The organism is Halomonas sp. E14, from assembly GCF_052568415.1.
This window is the reverse complement of the sequence record NZ_CP199423.1, coordinates 2,265,493-2,283,763: the sequence shown is the minus strand read 5'-3', so window position 1 is coordinate 2,283,763 and position 18,271 is coordinate 2,265,493. Positions and strand designations below refer to the sequence as shown.

The following is an 18,271-nucleotide window of genomic DNA, read 5'->3' as shown; positions in this document are numbered from 1 at the left end:
CCTGTCCCCGGCGCCCTTCGGCGAGTCCTGCTGCAATGGCCATTTGAGGCAAAACGTACGAGATCGGCGAACCTTGGGGAATCTTTCCCTAGACCGGACAGGCAAAAGGGCCACAGAGCCCGGGAGAACGATATGGCAGGCCAGACGCTTTACGACAAGCTGTGGTCGCAGCACCTGGTGAAGGAGCGCGACGACGGCACCGCACTGATCTACATCGACCGCCAGTTGCTGCACGAAGTGACCTCGCCGCAGGCCTTCGAGGGGCTGCGTCTGGCCGGGCGCAAGCCGTGGCGTCTCGATGCCAACCTGGCCACGCCGGACCACAACGTGCCGACCACGGTGAAGGAACGTGCCGAGGGTAACGCCGGCATCAAGGATCCGGTGTCGCTGATCCAGGTGCAGACGCTTGACGACAACTGCGTCGAGTTCGGCATCGAAGAGTTCAAGATCAACGACCCGCGCCAGGGCATCGTCCACGTGGTGGGGCCGGAGCAGGGCGCCACCCTGCCGGGCATGACCGTGGTCTGCGGCGACTCCCATACCGCCACTCATGGCGCCTTCGGCGCGCTGGCCCACGGCATCGGCACCTCCGAGGTGGAACACGTGCTCGCCACGCAGTGCCTGCTGGCGCAGAAGATGAAGAACATGCAGGTGCGCGTCGAGGGCAAGCTCGGTACCGGCGTCACCGCCAAGGACGTGGTACTGGCCATCATCGGCAAGATCGGCACCGCCGGCGGCACCGGCTACGCCATCGAGTTCGCCGGCAGCGCCATCCGCGACCTCTCCATGGAAGGCCGCATGACCGTGTGCAACATGGCCATCGAAGCGGGCGCCCGGGTCGGCCTGATCGCGGTGGACGACACCACCATCGAGTACCTTGCCGAGCGCCCCTTCGCGCCGAAGGGCGAGCAGTGGCAGGCCGCCGTGGCGGACTGGCGCAACCTGGTGTCCGATGCGGACGCCGAGTTCGACAAGGTGGTCACTTTGGATGCCGCCGCGATCGAACCCCAGGTGAGCTGGGGCACCAGCCCCGAGATGGTCACCGGCATCTCCGGCGAGGTACCCGACCCGGCCGAGCAGGACGACGAGACCGTCAAGCGCGGCTACACCCGTGCGCTGGAGTACATGGGCCTCGCGCCCAAGCAGAAGATCAGCGACATCAGGCTGGACAAGGTCTTCATCGGCTCCTGCACCAACTCGCGCATCGAGGACCTGCGCGAGGCGGCCAAGGTCGCCCGTGGCAAGAAGGTCGCCGACTCCATCAAGCTGGCCATGGTGGTGCCGGGTTCCGGCCTGGTGAAGCGCCAGGCCGAGGCCGAGGGGCTCGACAAGATCTTCATCGAGGCGGGCTTCGAGTGGCGCGAGCCGGGCTGCTCCATGTGCCTGGCGATGAACGCCGACAAGCTCGGTGCCGGCGAGCACTGCGCCTCTACCTCGAACCGCAACTTCGAGGGGCGCCAGGGCTACGGCGGGCGCACCCATCTGGTCAGCCCGGCGATGGCCGCCGCCGCCGCCATCGCCGGTCATTTCGTCGATGTACGCAGCTTCGACGCCCAGCCCGTCGCAGAGGAGGCCTGAGCCATGAGAAAGTTCGAACGCACCGAAGGGCTCGTCGCGCCGCTCGACCGGGCCAACGTCGACACCGACCTGATCATTCCCAAGCAATTCCTCAAGTCGATCAAGCGCACCGGCTTCGGCGTCAACCTGTTCGACGAGCTGCGCTACCTCGACGAGGGGCAGCCCGGACAGGACTGCTCGCAGCGTCCGCTCAACCCGGATTTCGTGCTCAACCAGCCGCGCTACCAGGGCGCCAGCGTGCTGCTCGCACGGCGCAACTTCGGCTGCGGCAGCTCCCGCGAGCACGCTCCCTGGGCATTGGAGGACTTCGGCTTCCGCGTGGTGATCGCACCGAGCTTTGCCGACATCTTCTACAACAACGCCTTCAAGAACGGCCTGTTGCTGATCACCCTGCCCGAGGATGTCATCGACCGGCTGTTCCGCGAGGTGGAAGCCAGCGAAGGCTACCGCCTGGACGTGGACCTGGAGAACCAGCGGGTGATCACCCCCGCGGGTGAGATCCTCGAGTTCGAGGTCGACGCCTTCCGCAAGCACTGTCTGCTCGAGGGGCTCGATGACATCGGCATCACGCTGCAGGACGAGGACGCCATTCGCGCCTTCGAGGTGAAGCATCGCCAGGCCCGGCCGTGGCTGTTTCGCGATACCGCTTGAACAAGGAAGCAACGATGACACGCAAGATTCTGGTACTGCCGGGTGACGGCATCGGCCCCGAGATCACCGCCGAGGCCAGCCGCATCCTCGCTGCCTGCCAGGCCCACGGCCTCGACGTTGAGATCGAGGAAGGGCTGGTCGGCGGAGCCGCCTATGACGAACACGGCGAGCCGCTGCCCGCCGTGACCCTGGACAAGGCCAAGGCCGCCGATGCCATCCTGCTCGGCGCCGTGGGCGGACCCAAGTGGGACAAGCTCGAGGACCTCGCCAAGCGTCCCGAGAAGGGCCTGCTCGGCCTGCGCAAGAACCTCGGCCTGTTCGCCAACCTGCGCCCGGCCATCACCTACCCACAGCTGGCCAGCGCCTCCAGCCTCAAGCCCGAGCTGGTGGCGGGCCTCGACATCATGATCGTGCGCGAGCTCACCGGCGGCATCTACTTCGGCCAGCCCCGCGGCATCGAGGTGCGCGACGGCCAGCGCGTCGGTTTCAACACCTACGTCTACTCAGAGAGCGAGATCGAGCGCATCGGCCGGGTCGCCTTCGAGCTGGCGCAGAAGCGCGGCAAGCGCCTGTGCAGCGTCGACAAGGCCAACGTGCTCGAGGTCACCATCCTGTGGCGCGAGGTGATGGAGCGGCTGGCGCCGGAGTACCCCGACGTCGAGCTCTCGCACATGTACGTCGACAACGCCGCCATGCAGCTGGTGCGCGCGCCCAAGCAGTTCGACGTGATGGTCACCGGCAACATGTTCGGCGACATCCTCTCCGACGCCGCGGCCATGCTCACCGGCTCCATCGGCATGCTGCCCTCGGCCTCGCTCAACGAGAGCGGCCAGGGCATGTACGAGCCGTGCCACGGCAGCGCACCGGACATCGCCGGCAAAGGCATCGCCAACCCGCTGGCGACCATCCTCTCGGTGGCGATGATGCTGCGCTATTCGCTCTCCGAGCCCGAGCTTGCCCAGCGTATCGAAGACGCCGTGGGGAAAGTGCTGGACGACGGCCTGCGCACCGCGGATATTGCCTCCGAAGGCACGCGTACCGTGTCCACGCGGGAAATGGGCGATGCCGTGCTGGCGGCCTTCGAGTCGCGTTGATGCCTGCTCCTTGACCCGTTGTCACAACCCCCGGCCCGGGCCCGCCTGCGAGGTGGGCCCGGGTCATGTATACTATTGGCCTCATTCTTTTCAGGAGGACTTCACATGTTGAAAGTCGGTTTCGTCGGTTGGCGCGGCATGGTGGGCTCGGTACTCATGCAGCGCATGCAGGAGGACGGGGATTTCGACGGCATCGAGCCGATCTTCTTCACCACCTCCCAGGTCGGCCAGGCCGGCCCCGACATCGGCGTGGACGTGCCTCCACTCAAGGATGCCACTGACCTTGACGCGCTCAAGGCCTTGGATATCGTGATCACCTGCCAGGGCGGTGACTACACCAAGCAGGTATATGGTGACCTGCGCCAGAGCGGCTGGAAGGGCTACTGGATCGATGCCGCCAGCACCCTGCGCATGGAGGACGAGGCGACCATCATTCTCGACCCGGTCAACCGTCGCGTCATCGACGAGCAGCTGGCGCGTGGTGCCAAGACCTTCGTCGGCGGAAACTGCACCGTCAGCCTGATGCTGATGGGGCTCGGCGGCCTGTTCGAAGCCGACCTGATCGAATGGATGACCTCCATGACCTATCAGGCCGCCTCCGGCTCTGGCGCCAAGCACATGCGCGAGCTGCTGCTGCAGATGGGCGCGCTGCGTGACAGCGTGGCCGATGAGCTTAACGACCCGGCCAGCGCCATTCTGGATATCGACCGCAGGGTCACCCAGGCCATGCGCAGCGGCGACTTCCCGGTCGACAACTTCACTGCGCCGCTCGCCGGCAGCCTGCTGCCCTGGATCGATACCAAGCTCGACAACGGCCAGAGCCGCGAGGAGTGGAAGGGCAGCGTCGAGACCAACAAGATCCTCGGCATCCAGGGCAATCCGATTCCGATCGACGGCCTCTGCGTGCGTATCGGCGCCATGCGTTCGCACAGCCAGGCCTTCACCATCAAGCTCAAGAAAGACGTTCCGCTGGATGAGATCGAAGAGCGCATCGCCAAGCACAACGAGTGGGTCAAGGTGATTCCCAATGACAAGGAAGCCACCATTGCCGGCCTGACACCTTCGGTCGTCACGGGCACCCTGAGCATTCCGGTGGGCCGCCTGCGCAAGCTGAACATGGGTAATGAATATCTCTCCGCGTTCACCTCAGGCGACCAGCTGCTGTGGGGTGCAGCGGAACCCCTCAAGCGTATGCTGAAGATCCTGCGCGAACAGTAATCGCGGCTAGCAAGAAAATACGTGAAGTCCGGGGCATCCTTTTAGGATGCCCCGTTTTCTTATGCTTGAACTCAGGCGAGGTATGGTATACCGCTAAGACATATGGCTGGGTTGTCCAGGCCCGGCATGGATGACAAGAATTACTGAACGGCTACCCCTCGGGTGGCGGAGCAAGGGAACCCAATGAGACGCAAGCTGACGATCGCCATGCTGTATGCCACGGCGTCGCTAAGCCCTGCGGCGCAGGCGCTTGGGGTGGGGGAGGTCGAGGTGCGTTCAACGCTGCAGATGCCGCTGCACGCCGTCATCCCTCTTACCGATACCGTGGGCCTGGAACCGGGCCTGCTGCGTGTTTCCATGGCCAGCGCACGGGACTTCGAGGCGGCAGGCCTGGTGCGCACCCCGCTGGTGACAGGTATTCGCACTGCGGTCAACCAGGCCCAGGGGCAGTGGCGAGTAGAACTGGCCAGTGAAGGCGCCATCACCGAGCCCTGGCTGGATCTGCTGCTGCGCTTCGACTGGCCTGGCGGACAGCAGCTTCGTGAAGTGACGCTGCTGCTCGACCCGCCAGGCTACGATCAACTTCCGGTGCTGGTACAGGCACCTGTCTCGGTCTCGGTCCCGCCAAGGCCTACGACGGTGGCCTCCAGCCCGTCGTCTCGACCGGTGGGCGCCGCTGCAAGGACACCAACGGGGACTGCCTGGGTGGCAAGCGGCGATACGCTCTGGAACGTGGCCACACGACTGCGCCCCGATAGCGGCATCAGCATGGACCAGATGATGATCGCCTTGGTCGAGGCTAATCCTGAGGTCTTTCCCTCGGGCAACATCAACGCCATGCGGGCGGGCTTTGCGCTGAACGTTCCCTCTCGTGAAGCCATCGCGGCGCGCACTGCCCAGGAGTCCCGCGAGATCGTGCTGGCCATGAACCAGGCTTGGGCACAGCGTGGCCGAGGGGCGCCTGTGAGCGTTCCCCTTGGCGGGGCCACGTCGGCCGTGGCGATGGCCAGCGCGGCGCCAGGAACCGTGGAGGCGGTGCCGCCCGCGCCGGATACTGGAACGGCAGCCTCGCAAGCAGCGCCTGGCGATGCCCCTCAGCTTGTGCAGCCTGAGCCGGAACCGCGCCTGACCCTGCTCAGCGATGCCGAGCTGGCCGCCGAGGGCGAAGCCGCGCCGGCACCCGCCACCGACCTGGCTGAGCAAGCCGCTGTGGAGCAAGAGCCAACCCTGCCGGTGGAAGAGCAGGCGCTGTCGGCGGAAGAGCAGCGCCTCGCCGAGCTGGAGCGCCGCTGGCAGGCCAGCCAGGATGCTCTGGCAGAGGTGCGTGTCGAGCGCGATGCGCTGCAGCAGGAGCTGGGTGGTTTGCGTGAGCAGATGGAGGCGATGCGCGAGCAGCTTGCCCTGCTGTTGGCCGGGGGAGCAGGCGCGGATGCCGCCGGGCCGGGTGGCTTGTCGCCGACCCCACCGGCGGATACCCCCTGGTGGGGCAGTGCCTATCAGGCGGCCGAGGAGCGAAGCCTGGTGCTGGGCGGAGCGGGCCTTGCCGCGCTGCTCGGTCTTTGGCTCTGGGTGCGCCGGCGCCGCACGGCCCAGGCAGGTCCCCTGGCCGCCTATACCACCTTGCCCCCGGTGATGGGCGATTCGCTGGCGACAGCCATGCCGGGCGGTACGGTCGCCGTGACGAACCGCCCTCCCTACACGCCCCCGGGCATGAGCGTGACAGCGGCTGACAGCGAGGTGCCAGCCCAGGCCGCCGTGCCGCAGGCGGAGGCGATCAGCGAAGTCGACATCTTCATGGCCTATGGGCGCCATGATGAAGCCAAGGCGCTGCTGGAAGCCAACCTGGCGACCGAGCCCGGTCGCCACGACCTTCGGCTGAAGCTACTGACCCTCGTGCTGGAGCAGGGAGATTGGCAAACGGCCGAGCAGCAAATGCAGCGGCTCGGCGAGACGGGTGACCCCGCCCTTATGGCCGAGGCAGCGCGCTTGCTGGCCAAGCGCGGCGCTGCCAAGGAGGCCGGTGCTAGCGCGGGTGCTGCCTCGACGCGGTCCTTGGACGACCCGACAGCCCCCGTGGAAGCGCCGAAGGAGGGGGGGGCGACCTGCCCAGCCGTCGCGGAGAAGCCCATAGACGACGCGACAGCCCCAGTGGGGGCAACGAAGGAGGAGGCTGCGACCTGCCCGGCCGTCGCGGAGAAGCCCATGGACGACGCGACTGCTCCCGCGGAAGCGCCAAAGGAAGCTGGTATCGAGCAGCGCGAGACGCTGGCCGATGGCGAGAACGTCGTCGAACCGCCCTCGCAGAGCGAGCCGATCGCCTGGGATGTGATCGACTACAGGCCTCCCACCTTGGGGCCTGAGCCAGCGCCACGGGTGGAAACCCCGATGCAGCCGAGCATCGAATTTCCCCGTGATGAGAGCCCCCGAAACAACGCGTTCCGGGCACCAGTCGGTGCGCCAGCCGAGGAGGCAGTGTGGGAAGTCGAGGAGGTGGCCTTCCCGCCGCTTGACCGGGATAATGGCGCGGCCCCTGCCGAGCCCTCTCCCTGGGCCGACCTCGCCGACGCACGGCGCCTGCTGGAGAGTGGCGAAATGGCGCGCGCTCGAACGCTGTTGCAGCGCTTGCTTGCCGGGGCCAAGGACGCACGCCTGCGTGACGAAGCTCAGGCGCTGATCACACTCTATCGGCTTTGATGATGGCATGACCCTGTTTCGACTTCTTGATGATCGCCGCCCCTTGCTTGGCCGCCTGGCCATGGGGGTGGAATACGACGGCAGCGCCTACTGCGGCTGGCAGCGTCTTAAGCACACCGCCTCGGTCCAGGCAGAACTGGAGCGCGCCCTTGCCAAGGTGGCCAGCCAGCCGATCACGGTACACGCCAGCGGTCGAACCGACTCCGGCGTCCATGCCACTCGCCAGGTGGTCCACTTCGATGCGCCCGTGCCGCGCTCTCAGAAGGCCTGGGTGTTCGGCGTCAACGCCAATCTGGCGCGTGACGTGGCAGTACGCTGGGTACGCGAGGTGCCCGACGATTTCCATGCACGGTTCAAGGCGCTGGCACGCCGCTACCGCTACCTCATCCTCAATCAGCCGAGCCGGCCGGTGCTGGAGCGAGCCAACGTGACCTGGTGTCGCGATCCGTTGGATGCGGACGCCATGCATCGCGCCGCTCAGGCGCTGGTGGGCGAGCACGACTTTTCCAGTTTCCGTGCGGCCGGCTGCCAGTCGAAAACCCCTTGGCGGCATCTGCACTTCATCGAGGTGCAGCGGCACGGGCCACTGGTGGTGGTTGACGTGCAGGGCAACGCCTTCCTGCATCACATGGTGCGCAATATCGTCGGCGCCCTGGTCACGGTGGGGCGAGGCGAGCAGGGTGATGGCTACCTGGCCGACCTGCTGGCCTTGAAGGACCGGACACTTTCCGATGTCACGGCGCCTGCTTGCGGGCTGCATTTCGTCGACTCGCTCTACGAAGAGGCCTGGGGGCTTCCGCAGGAGCCCTTGGGACCGAACCTGCTGGCTTTTCGCGGCGAATGGACAGGCGAGCGCCCCCTTCCCGACTGCCCGATGGTGGAGTTCCGCCGCGGCAGGCCGACTGCCGAATCGGCTGCACCTACCGTTAACCGCTGAAAGCCACACTATGTAGCCCTACGTGGCATTGCGATTCTTTCTGCTAGTTTGTGTGCGTCTCGGTGACGTGGTTTATTTGTCATGGATAACGAGATGGCATCGCGCCGTAAAGAAGCGGGGAGGGAACCTGCTTGGCGATGCCATCGCTCTCGTGTGCACAGTGTCAGGCAGGAGGGATGGCCTACCATGAGCGGAATTTGCGGCATCATTCAGTTGGATGGTAAGCCGGTCGAGCGCGAAGAGCTCGACCGGATGGTGGAGCGAGCGGCGTACCGAGGCCCGGATGGTATCGAAAGATACCTCGACGGCCCGCTTGGGTTGGCCTGCCTTTCCCTCGATGTCACGCCTGACGGTAGCGGTGCCTGCCACCTGGTTCGCGACGAGCGGCATGGCCTGTTGTTCATGGCGGATGCTCGCCTCGACAATCGGGCCGAATGCGAGGCCCTCTCTGGCCGGTCCGAGGGATCCACCGATTCCGAACTGATGCTGTCGGCGCTGGTCGGCGCTCGGGAGCAAGGCCCGGGTCGCCTGCTGGGCGACTTCGCCTATGCCCTTTGGGATGCCAAGCATCGGCAGCTGCGCCTTGCCAGAGACGCCATGGGATTGCGTCCGCTCTATTATCGTGTGGAAGCGCGGCGCATCCTCTTCGCCAGCGAAATTCAGCAGATCCTCGCCGTCTCCGGCGTGCCGCGCCGCCTTAACGAGCGGGCCGTAGCCTGGCACCTGTGCTGCATGCAGACCCCGCAGGGAGAGGTCTTCTACGACGGCCTCGAGGAGGTTCGCCCCGGCGAGGAGGTTGTGATCGAGGCCTCGGCTGCCGTAAGCCGCCGCCTGTTCTGGCAGCCCGATCCGCACCATCGCCTACGCTACCGTGACGAGCGAGACTACGCCGCCCATCTGCAGGAGCTGCTGAAGACCTCGGTCAGGGCACGCCTTCGGGCACGCGATCCCGTCGGCGTCAGCCTGAGCGGTGGCGTCGACTCCACCAGCGTAGCTTCAGTGGCGGGCTGGCTACGCCAGCAAAACGAGTCGCTGCCCTCCATGCGTGCCTACAGCTGGGTGTTTCCCGAAGCGCTGGCGGAATGCGACGAGAGCGAGACCATCTATAAGGTGGCCGACCACTACCGTATCCCGGTCTCGGAGATTCCGGCGGAGCAGACCTACCCCCTGGTGGACGATGCGCTCAACAGGCCGCATGAAGACGACCCCTTCTTCTCTATGTTCCAGCCCTTCATGGAGATGTCGCTGTCGGCGGCGTTGAAAGATGGGGTGAGCAGCATGTTCTACGGCTTCCGTGGCGATGTGATCTGCGGTGGCAGCGTCGAGGACGTACCCGGGCTGCTGTTTGGGGGAAATCTGCGCGAGGCGCGTCGGGTGCTGGCGCGGCTGGCCAGGATCCAAGGGCTGGATCGGCGCCAGGCCGTGGGCCGCTTCTTGCTGCGTCCCTTGACCTACGACCTGCTGAAGGGCCGTTACCAGGCTGAACGCATGCCCCCCTGTATGGCGCGGCGGGTGGCCCGGTATCAACAACGGCACCCTCACGGCATGCCGAACGTCATGTGTCATCCCGCTTCCTGGATCGGGTGGGACTGCCGGCGGTGGAGCCGCGCTTTGCGGCTTCCCAGGCATGGCCACGCTATGCAGCGCGCGACCGCTACATCCATATCACATCACCGCTGGTGACTCGCGGCGTGGGATATGCCGAGCGGATTACCTCGCGGCACGGCGTCGGCCTGGCCGATCCCTGGAGCGACCGTCGGCTCGTCGACTTCATCCTAGCCTGCCCGCAGCACCTTGTGGGCAACGTATTGGAGGCGAAACGCATTGCGCGTCGTGCGATGAAAGGCGTGATGTCCGATGAGGCGATTCGATCGATCCGCAAGGTGTCACCCGAAGGCCTTTATGTCGATGCGCTGCGGCGCAAGGCGCACGCCAAGGTGCTCGATCTGCTTACCAACAGCCGTTGCGGAGAGCTCGGCTATATCGACGAACCGGCCCTGCGCGCGCGCTTCGAACGCTACGTGCGTGGCGAAGAAACGATCTTCGATCTGTGGCCTACCTTGTCGCTTGAAATTTGGCTTCGTCGGTACTGGGGATGAGTCTGTCTCATTACTAGTGTGCACAAAAGTCCTGCCGGATTTCATGCCACCGATTCGTACTTAATCCATATTGTCTGCCTCTGGTAATAAAGATAGTTTGCGAGCAATGGCAGCGACCCTGCATATGCGTGCATGGTTAAATGCCAGAGCTCGGTACGGTTATTCATGGCCGTATTCAAAGTCATGTGTTCAGTGGATCAGCTGAACAGACGGGGGTAGATATATGGACATTAATACCCAGTCTAGCAAGCGTCGTGAGTATCGCGCACCGCAGGTCACCCGTTGGGGGGCGGTGGAAGACATTACCCTGGTGGGCCAGACACGCCCCGGTGGTGATGTGCTGCCCGGCGATGCTGAAGGCAATGACAGTGGCAGCATCAACCCTCCGGGTCTGAATCGCTAAGCCGCTGAAGCAAGGTCATGACCTGGCAACTTCAGGTTGATGCCTTCCTGCTTCTCGATGCCGACAATGGCGCCGAGAAGCAGGTCTGTTCCCGCAAGAGTACCGAGTCGTTATTGTCCTTTACGCGTCAACCTGATGCCAAAGCTGCGCTCGAGACCCTTTGCCACGGACTCGAGGCCAATTCGCTGTGGAGCGAATTCGATGAAGTGCGCCTTGTGGCGCGTGCCGACCCGGCACCTATGCTGGCGGCATTCGGCCGCTTCAGCCCGCGCCAAAGAATGCTGCTGGGCAACCTCTCCGCAGAACTCACCGATGTCATCCAGAATCACCGTTACGTAAACTACGCCGAAGCAGAAAAGGCGGCCGAGAGGCTCGCCGCCAAGCTGTTGGCGCGTTACGGACGTGATGCGCTTGCCGAGTTTCGCTTCACGGCCATTCCGCGCGGCGGCTGGATCGTGCTGGGCATGCTCTCCTATTGCCTTGGACTGCGACACGAGCAGATCGGCCTGCCCGGCGATCTTTTCGATGACGGCGAAAGGCGAACCTGGGTGGTGGTCGATGATTGCGCGTTGTCCGGCGTGCGTTTTCGCCAGTTCCTGAGAAGCCGTGGGCTTGACTCCGTGATCTTCTGTCCCCTGTTTGCCCCGCCCGGGCTGTGCGAGGCGATTGCCCGTGCCGAACCCGGGGTGGAGGCCTGCCTCAATGCGGTGGATCTGCGCGATGTGGCGCCGGAGCGCTTTGGCCAGTCCTATCCGCAGTGGCTCGAGCGGCGCAGGGCGCGCATCGGCGAGGCAGGCGCATGGCTGGGCATCACGGAGTATGTCGCCTTCGCCTGGTGCGAGCCGCAGTCATAGTTCTGGGACAAGGAGGCGGGCTGCTATCGGGCCAGCTGGAATCTGCTACCGCCATCGCTCTCCTTGAATCGCAGGCAGGAAGCCGAGCGGCTGAGCGAGCAGCCGAAGGGTGGGGCGGTTGGGCTTACAACCCTCATGGAGCAGGGGCTGGGGCCGATTCGGGAAGCGCCGCGGGTGCTGTGGCGCGAGGTCGACGATGCCATTGCGCTGGCTCGCTTCCCCGTCGAGCCGGATGCCTCCGCTGCCTGCCTGCGGTTGGAGGGCTCGGCGGCCGAGATGTGGCGCTGCGTGCTGGCGCACGGCACGCTGGAGAGTGCCCAGTCAGCGCTGCTGGCCCGCTATGATGTCGATGCGTCTACCTTGCGCCATGACCTTGCCGCCTTCGTGGCAGAGCTCGAGAAGGGCGGCCTGTTGTCATACCGTTAAACTACCCACTTCTGTTGCTCAGCAAGGAGCGTGGCGTCCATGCCTCCCTATCGCTATGTTCTTTTCGGTTTCTGCCTGGAACGACATACCGCTTCCGTACCCCCATGACGGTGGCCCCGCTCGGCAGCGATGTCGATTTGCGCTTTCAACTGGTTGTGTCGCCGCAGGTGCAGGAATTCGATGCCGCTGCGTGCCTGTTCCAGAGCGCGGCGGTGAACCACCATGGAGAGAGCAGCGTGCAAGGGTATGCCACCGCGACGGGTGTGGTCATGCGCTTCCCGCGTATCGCGGATTTCTGGCTGAGCACCGGCGTAATCCGCTGCGAGCTGCACGACCCCGAGCTGGAATTCATGGTCGAGATCTGCCTGCTTGGGCATGTGATGGCTTATTACCTCGAGCTTTGTGGCATGGCGGCGCTGCATGCCGGGGCGGTAAGGCAGGGCGACAAGGCGGTGCTGTTCGCCGCGGATCGCACCGGAGGCAAGAGCACCATGGTGACGTCGCTGGTGAAGGCGGGGTTTCCGCTGCTGGCCGACGATATCTCAGCCTTGGCCTGGCAGGACGGCAAGGTTATGTGTCGCCATGGATTTCCTCAGATGAAGCTGACCCCCGAACAGATCGCGCGTTTCGTGGCCAAGGCCGAAGCTGAAAACTTTCCGCTGGTGCACCCTTCCTTTGCCAAGCTCAGCGTGCCGGCCGATAGGGTGGGCCGGGTTGTCTCGACCTCCCTGCCGGTCGCCTGCATCTACCTGTTGCAGCGCTATCTACCAGGCTCGGAGGCGGGGGAGGGCACACGAGTGAGAATCGAACCGGTGCCGGCAGGCGAAGCCATGATCCAGCTGATCCGTCATGCCTTTCTGGCCAATACGCTCGGCTCCCACGCCGACTGTGCCCTGCTTGGGCCGACGCCGAAGGGTGTCGAGAACGACCTCAAGGCCAGCCGTTTTCATCTCGTGGCACGCATCACGCGTTCTGTGGCGGTCAGGCGCTTATGGTACCCTAGCGGCTACGAATATCTGCCTGCCGTGCACCGGGCCATTGCGGCCGATCTGGCCGCAACCGAGGCCAGCGACCGACAGACGGCGTAATCAGGACGACGTTTCCGTGCGTGCCCGGCGCGGGAGAGCGCTTTGAGGTAGTCGATGAGCCTGTTTGATCGCCATGTAACGCCCCATGCTCAGGCGCGTACGCGCATCAAGTTCTGCGGACTGACCAACACCCAGGATGTAATCGAAGCGGTATCCGTCGGTGCCGACGCGCTGGGCTTCGTGCTCTGGCCCGGCAGTCGCCGCCACGTCGATGTGTCGCGTCTGGCGGACCTGGTCGCTAACGTGCCCGCCTTCGTCACCCGGGTGGGCCTGTTCGTCGATCAGCCTGCCGAGCAAATCCGCAGCGTCTGCCACCATCTCGACCTGCTGCAGTTCCACGGTGACGAGTCCCCGGACTTCTGTGCCGGTTTCGACCGCCCCTGGATCAAGGCGCTGCGCATGCGCGACGACCTCGACCTGGCCGCTGCCGCCGAAGCCTACGCGGGTGCTCAGGCGCTGTTGCTGGACGCTTACCGGCCCGGCGTGCCGGGTGGAACCGGGGAAACCTTCGACTGGTCGCGAATCCCCGCAAGCCTGAAAAAACCTGTTATTCTCGCCGGTGGGCTGACCCCGGACAACGTGGCCGATGCCGTCGAGCGCGTGTCACCCTTCGCGGTGGATGTTTCCGGCGGCGTCGAAGCCGAACCGGGCCGCAAGGACCCCCGCCACCTGGCGGCCTTCGCTGCGGCAGTGACCCAGGCCGATCGCAAGCGCCTGGGCTGAATGCCACGTTGCTCAAGCCCGACCCAATCCCTGTCCCTTATGGCGACCCTGTGAGGTGTCTTTAGTGAGCAAGTTCAGCGACCTGACCCGACTGCCGGATGCCCGCGGCCATTTCGGCCCCTACGGCGGCCGGTTCGTCTCGGAGACCCTGAGCTTCGCCCTGGACGATCTGGAGAAGACCTACCTGCGTCTTCGCGACGATCCGGACTTTCAGGCCGAATTCGACTACGACCTGGCCCATTACGTAGGCCGTCCCTCTCCGCTCTATCATGCGGAGCGATGGTCGAAGCAGCTCGGCGGGGCGCGGATCTGGCTCAAGCGCGAGGACCTCAACCACACTGGCGCGCACAAGGTGAACAACACCATCGGCCAGGCGCTGCTGGCCAAGATGAGCGGCAAGCCGCGCGTCATCGCCGAGACTGGCGCGGGCCAGCACGGTGTGGCCACGGCCACCGTGGCGGCCCGGCTGGGGCTCAAGTGCGATGTCTACATGGGTGCCGAGGACGTGCAGCGCCAGAAGCTCAACGTCTATCGCATGCGCTTGCTCGGAGCCAACGTGATCCCGGTGGAGTCGGGCACCCGCACGCTCAAGGACGCCATGAATGAGGCGCTGCGCGACTGGGTCACCAACGTCGACGATACCTTCTATATCATTGGCACCGTGGCCGGCCCGCATCCGTACCCGATGCTGGTGCGCGACTTCAACGCAGTGGTTGGCCGCGAGGCGCGCCGCCAGTCGCTGGAGGAGTTCGGCAAGCTGCCCGATGCGCTGATCGCCTGCGTGGGCGGCGGCTCCAATGCCATGGGCCTGTTCTACCCCTTCGTCGAAGACGACGATGTCGTCATGTACGGCGTCGAGGCCGGTGGCGACGGCGTCGATACCGGCCGTCACGCAGCACCGCTGACCTCCAACGCGCCGCGTGGCGTGCTGCACGGCAACCGTACCTATTTGATGTCGGACGAGGGCGGCCAGGTCTCGCATACCCACTCCATCTCGGCGGGCCTGGACTATCCGGGCGTGGGTCCGGAGCACGCGCTGTGGAAGGATGTCGGACGCGTGCAGTACGTGGCCGCCAACGACGATGCCGTGCTCGAGGCGTTTCGTGAGCTGACCCGGGTCGAGGGCATCATGCCGGCGCTCGAGTCCGCCCATGCCCTGGCCTATGCCAAGCAGCTGGCGCCGACACTGCGGCCCGACCAGAACATCGTGGTCAACCTTTCCGGCCGCGGCGACAAGGATATTCTCACCGTCGCCAAGCTCGACGGCATCGAGATCTAAGGGGACAAGATGAATCGTATCGACCAACGTTTCGCCGAGCTCAAGGCCCAGGGCCGACGCGCGCTGATCCCCTATCTCACCGCCGGCGACCCGGCCCCGCAGTACACCGTCGGCTTCCTGCATGCGTTGGTGGAAGCGGGCGCCGACGTGCTCGAGCTGGGGGTGCCGTTCTCCGATCCCATGGCCGATGGCCCGGTGATCCAGAAGGCCTGCGAGCGTGCGCTCAAGCATGACGTACGCCTGACCCATCTGTTCGAGATGGTGCGTGAGTTCCGCCGCCAAGACAGCGAGACGCCCATCGTGCTGATGGGCTATCTCAATCCCGTCGAGCGCATCGGCTTCGAGGCTTTTGCCGAGCAGGCGGCCTCGGCGGGCGTCGACGGCGTGCTGACCGTGGACATGCCGCCGGAAGAAGCCGACGAGTTCGGCCCGCTGCTCAGACGCCATGGCCTGGCCTCGATCTTTCTCGTCGCCCCTACCACTTCGCAGGAGCGGGCCGCTACAATATGCGCCCACGGCGAAGGCTATCTCTACTACGTGGCGCTCAAGGGCGTGACCGGCGCCGCGACGCTCAATGCCGAAGATGTGGCCGAGCACCTTGCGCCCCTGCGTGAGCTGACCACCTTGCCGCTGTGCGTCGGCTTCGGCATCCGCGACGGGGCCTCGGCGGCCGAGGTCGGCAAAGTGGCCGATGGCGTCATCGTCGGCAGTGCCCTGGTCAGCCGTATCGCCGAAAACGCCGAGCGGCCCGAGGTGATTGCCGACGAGCTCAAGGCGGTGCTGGGCGAGATGCGCCAGGCCCTGGACGCGCTGCCACCACGTTAAGCTTCGCCCACGGTTCTGACTCAAACGCCCGGTACAGCCGGGCGCTACAGCATACGGAAGTCTTTCTGACATGAGCTGGCTCGATAAGATCGTTCCCTCCATGGGACGGATTCAGCGCAAGGACCGACGGGCGAGCGTGCCCGATGGCCTGTGGCGCAAGTGCCCCAAGTGTGAGGCGGTGCTCTACCTGCCTGAATTGGAAAAGCACCACAACGTCTGCCCCAAGTGCGACCACCACCTGCGCCTGACGGCGCGCAAGCGGCTCGACTGGTTCCTGGACAAGGAAGGGCGCGAGGAGATCTCGGCCGACCTCGAGCCGGTGGACCGCCTCAAGTTCCGCGATTCCAAGAAGTACAAGGACCGCCTCAATGCGGCCCAGAAAGAAACCGGCGAGAAGGATGCCCTGGTGGCCATGCGCGGGAGCCTGAACGGCCTGCCGGTGGTGGTGGTGGCCTTCGAGTTCTCGTTCATGGGCGGTTCCATGGGGGCCGTGGTGGGCGAGAAATTCGTTCGTGCCGCTACCCTGGCGCTTGAGGAGCGGATTCCGTTCATCTGTTTCTCGGCCTCGGGCGGCGCGCGCATGCAGGAAGCGCTGTTCTCGCTGATGCAGATGGCCAAGACCTCGGCGGCGCTGGAGCGCCTGCGCCAGGCCGGCGTGCCCTATATCTCGGTGCTCACCGACCCGGTATTCGGCGGCGTCTCGGCGTCGCTGGCCATGCTCGGCGATCTCAACGTGGCCGAGCCCAATGCACTGATCGGATTCGCCGGTCCGCGCGTCATCGAGCAGACCGTGCGCGAGAAGCTGCCAGAGGGCTTCCAGCGCAGTGAATTCCTGCTTGAGCACGGCACGGTGGACATGATCGTACCGCGCGGCGAGATGCGTGACCGCCTGGGGGCGGTGCTGCGCAAGCTGACCCACCAGCCGCCTCTGGGGCTGGAGGAAGCGGAAATGCCGGAGGCGGAGCGGATGGAGGAGGCTGGCGCCGAGCGGATCGAGGAGGGCGACTATCTCGCCGCCGAGCCCGATGCACCGGATGCCGATGAGGCGCACCAGCCGTCCAACGCTCCCGATCGCAACGACACGGCGCGCTGATCCTACGTGATGCCTTCCCCGTCATCGCGCACGCTGGACGCCTGGCTCGGCTATCTGGAACAGGTCCACCCGGTGGGCATCGACCTCGGCCTCGACAGAGTAGCCGAGGTCGCTCGCCGCATGGGCCTGCTGCAAAAGCGCCTGGCGTCCCGCATCATCACCGTGGCCGGTACCAACGGTAAGGGTTCTACCGTCGCCATGCTCGAGGCCTTGGGCAGGGCGCATGGGCTCTCGACGGCTGCCTACACCTCCCCGCATCTGTTGCGCTACAACGAACGCCTGCGCTTGGACGGCGATGACGCCGACGATGCCACGCTGGTGGCCGGCTTCGAGGCCGTGGAAACGGCAAGGCAACAGGCGCCCGTGGTCAGTCTGACCTACTTCGAGGCAGGCACGCTGGCGGCGTTCTGGGCCATTGCGCAACGGTCGCCCGATCTTGCCGTGCTCGAGGTCGGCCTCGGTGGGCGGCTCGACGCGGTCAACGTGATCGATGCCGATGTGGCCGTCATCACCACCATTGCACTCGATCACGCCGACTTCCTTGGTAGCGATCTTGAGGGTATCGGCCGCGAAAAGGCCGGTATATTGCGCTCCTCGCGTCCTGCAATCCTTGGCAGCCGAGCCTTGCCTGAAAGCGTTCGTGGCGTGGCCGAAGGGCTGGGGGCACCCGTCTCGGCGCTCGGCGAAGCCTTTACCTGGCAAGGCGACAGCGAAACCTGGCGCTGGCAGGGCACTAGCGCGTCGGGCGGTGGTCTGAGCCTGGACGACTTGCCCGATCCGGGGCTGCCGCTGGACAATGCCGCCACCACGCTGCAGGCGCTGGCCGCCGCCGACGTGGCTCTGGACCCAGCGTGCTGCCGCCGAGCCTTGCGCGGCGTCACGCTGCCGGGCCGCATGCAGTGGCTGGGCCAGTGGTGTCTGGACGTGGGCCACAATCCTCATGCGGCGACCTACCTGGCCCAGCGGCTGGCAGCACTGCCCAGCGCGGGGCGTACCTGGGTGCTGCTGGGCATGCTGGCCGACAAGGATGCCGATGGCGTGATAGCGGCGCTGGCGCCGGCTGTCGACGCTTGGGTAGCGGTAGGCCTGGCCGGCGAGCGCGGCCGCAGCGCCGAAGACCTGGCGCATCGCCTGCAGGCCAGGGGCGAACAGGTGGCCTGGCAGGCGGATTCGCCCGAGGCGGGCGCCGCTTGGCTGTCGGAGCGCCTGGCGGCAGAGGATCGTGTACTGGTCTGCGGCTCCTTCTTTACCGTTGCGGCCGTTCTGACATGGCGGCAACAGCAGACAGCATAGCCAGGGGCAGGAGGGC

The 18,271-nt window shown here is 65.5% G+C and carries 17 protein-coding genes; all 17 read left to right on the top strand.

Annotation, left to right across the window (positions count from 1 at the left end; translation table 11 throughout):
• Nucleotides 1-132: 132 nt before the first annotated feature.
• Nucleotides 133-1,578: a 3-isopropylmalate dehydratase large subunit gene (leuC, locus tag ACT7B3_RS10680; RefSeq protein ID WP_445157930.1), complete on the top strand. Its 1,446-nt coding sequence runs from the start codon at nt 133-135 to the stop codon at nt 1,576-1,578.
• A gap of 3 nt (nt 1,579-1,581) precedes the next feature.
• The gene (gene leuD / locus ACT7B3_RS10675; RefSeq protein ID WP_445157929.1) at nt 1,582-2,229 is read left to right on the top strand and encodes a 3-isopropylmalate dehydratase small subunit; all 648 of its coding nucleotides are present in this window, start codon (nt 1,582-1,584) and stop codon (nt 2,227-2,229) included.
• A 14-nt stretch (nt 2,230-2,243) separates the two neighbouring features.
• Entirely contained in the window at nt 2,244-3,323 is a 1,080-nt protein-coding gene (leuB, locus tag ACT7B3_RS10670; RefSeq protein WP_445157928.1) for a 3-isopropylmalate dehydrogenase, read from the top strand.
• Between the two features lie 105 nt (nt 3,324-3,428).
• Nucleotides 3,429-4,541 carry an aspartate-semialdehyde dehydrogenase gene (gene asd, locus ACT7B3_RS10665; protein ID WP_445157927.1) on the top strand — a complete coding sequence of 371 codons (1,113 nt, stop codon included), beginning with the start codon at nt 3,429-3,431 and terminating at the stop codon, nt 4,539-4,541.
• A 183-nt stretch (nt 4,542-4,724) separates the two neighbouring features.
• Complete coding sequence (locus ACT7B3_RS10660) at nt 4,725-7,235, top strand: FimV/HubP family polar landmark protein (RefSeq protein ID WP_445157926.1); 2,511 nt, start codon at nt 4,725-4,727, stop codon at nt 7,233-7,235.
• 7 nt (nt 7,236-7,242) lie between these two features.
• On the top strand, nt 7,243-8,172 hold the full coding sequence (gene truA / locus ACT7B3_RS10655) for a tRNA pseudouridine(38-40) synthase TruA (protein WP_445157925.1): 930 nt from the start codon (nt 7,243-7,245) through the stop codon (nt 8,170-8,172).
• A gap of 186 nt (nt 8,173-8,358) precedes the next feature.
• The gene (locus tag ACT7B3_RS10650; protein ID WP_445157924.1) at nt 8,359-9,855 is read left to right on the top strand and encodes an asparagine synthetase B family protein; all 1,497 of its coding nucleotides are present in this window, start codon (nt 8,359-8,361) and stop codon (nt 9,853-9,855) included.
• 8 nt (nt 9,856-9,863) lie between these two features.
• Nucleotides 9,864-10,271, top strand: coding sequence for an asparagine synthase-related protein (locus ACT7B3_RS10645; protein ID WP_445157923.1), 408 nt, complete (start codon nt 9,864-9,866; stop codon nt 10,269-10,271).
• 223 nt (nt 10,272-10,494) lie between these two features.
• A complete protein-coding gene (locus tag ACT7B3_RS10640; RefSeq protein WP_445157922.1) occupies nt 10,495-10,674 on the top strand; it encodes a hypothetical protein in 180 nt (59 codons plus the stop codon).
• A gap of 17 nt (nt 10,675-10,691) precedes the next feature.
• Nucleotides 10,692-11,528 carry a phosphoribosyltransferase gene (locus ACT7B3_RS10635; protein WP_445157921.1) on the top strand — a complete coding sequence of 279 codons (837 nt, stop codon included), beginning with the start codon at nt 10,692-10,694 and terminating at the stop codon, nt 11,526-11,528.
• A gap of 63 nt (nt 11,529-11,591) precedes the next feature.
• Nucleotides 11,592-11,954, top strand: a complete 363-nt coding sequence (locus ACT7B3_RS10630) for a PqqD family protein (RefSeq protein ID WP_444677409.1) — start codon at nt 11,592-11,594, stop codon at nt 11,952-11,954.
• 110 nt (nt 11,955-12,064) lie between these two features.
• Complete coding sequence (locus tag ACT7B3_RS10625) at nt 12,065-13,042, top strand: hypothetical protein (protein WP_445157920.1); 978 nt, start codon at nt 12,065-12,067, stop codon at nt 13,040-13,042.
• Nucleotides 13,043-13,096: 54 nt separating this feature from the next.
• Nucleotides 13,097-13,765 (top strand): phosphoribosylanthranilate isomerase, encoded by a 669-nt coding sequence (locus ACT7B3_RS10620; protein ID WP_445157919.1) that lies wholly within the window; start codon nt 13,097-13,099, stop codon nt 13,763-13,765.
• A 64-nt stretch (nt 13,766-13,829) separates the two neighbouring features.
• The gene (trpB, locus tag ACT7B3_RS10615; RefSeq protein WP_444677412.1) at nt 13,830-15,044 is read left to right on the top strand and encodes a tryptophan synthase subunit beta; all 1,215 of its coding nucleotides are present in this window, start codon (nt 13,830-13,832) and stop codon (nt 15,042-15,044) included.
• 9 nt (nt 15,045-15,053) lie between these two features.
• Nucleotides 15,054-15,869, top strand: coding sequence for a tryptophan synthase subunit alpha (gene trpA, locus ACT7B3_RS10610; protein WP_445157918.1), 816 nt, complete (start codon nt 15,054-15,056; stop codon nt 15,867-15,869).
• Between the two features lie 70 nt (nt 15,870-15,939).
• Nucleotides 15,940-16,962, top strand: coding sequence for an acetyl-CoA carboxylase, carboxyltransferase subunit beta (gene accD / locus ACT7B3_RS10605; RefSeq protein WP_445157917.1), 1,023 nt, complete (start codon nt 15,940-15,942; stop codon nt 16,960-16,962).
• Between the two features lie 9 nt (nt 16,963-16,971).
• A complete protein-coding gene (folC, locus tag ACT7B3_RS10600; protein ID WP_445157916.1) occupies nt 16,972-18,255 on the top strand; it encodes a bifunctional tetrahydrofolate synthase/dihydrofolate synthase in 1,284 nt (427 codons plus the stop codon).
• The last annotated feature ends 16 nt before the right edge of the window (nt 18,256-18,271 follow it).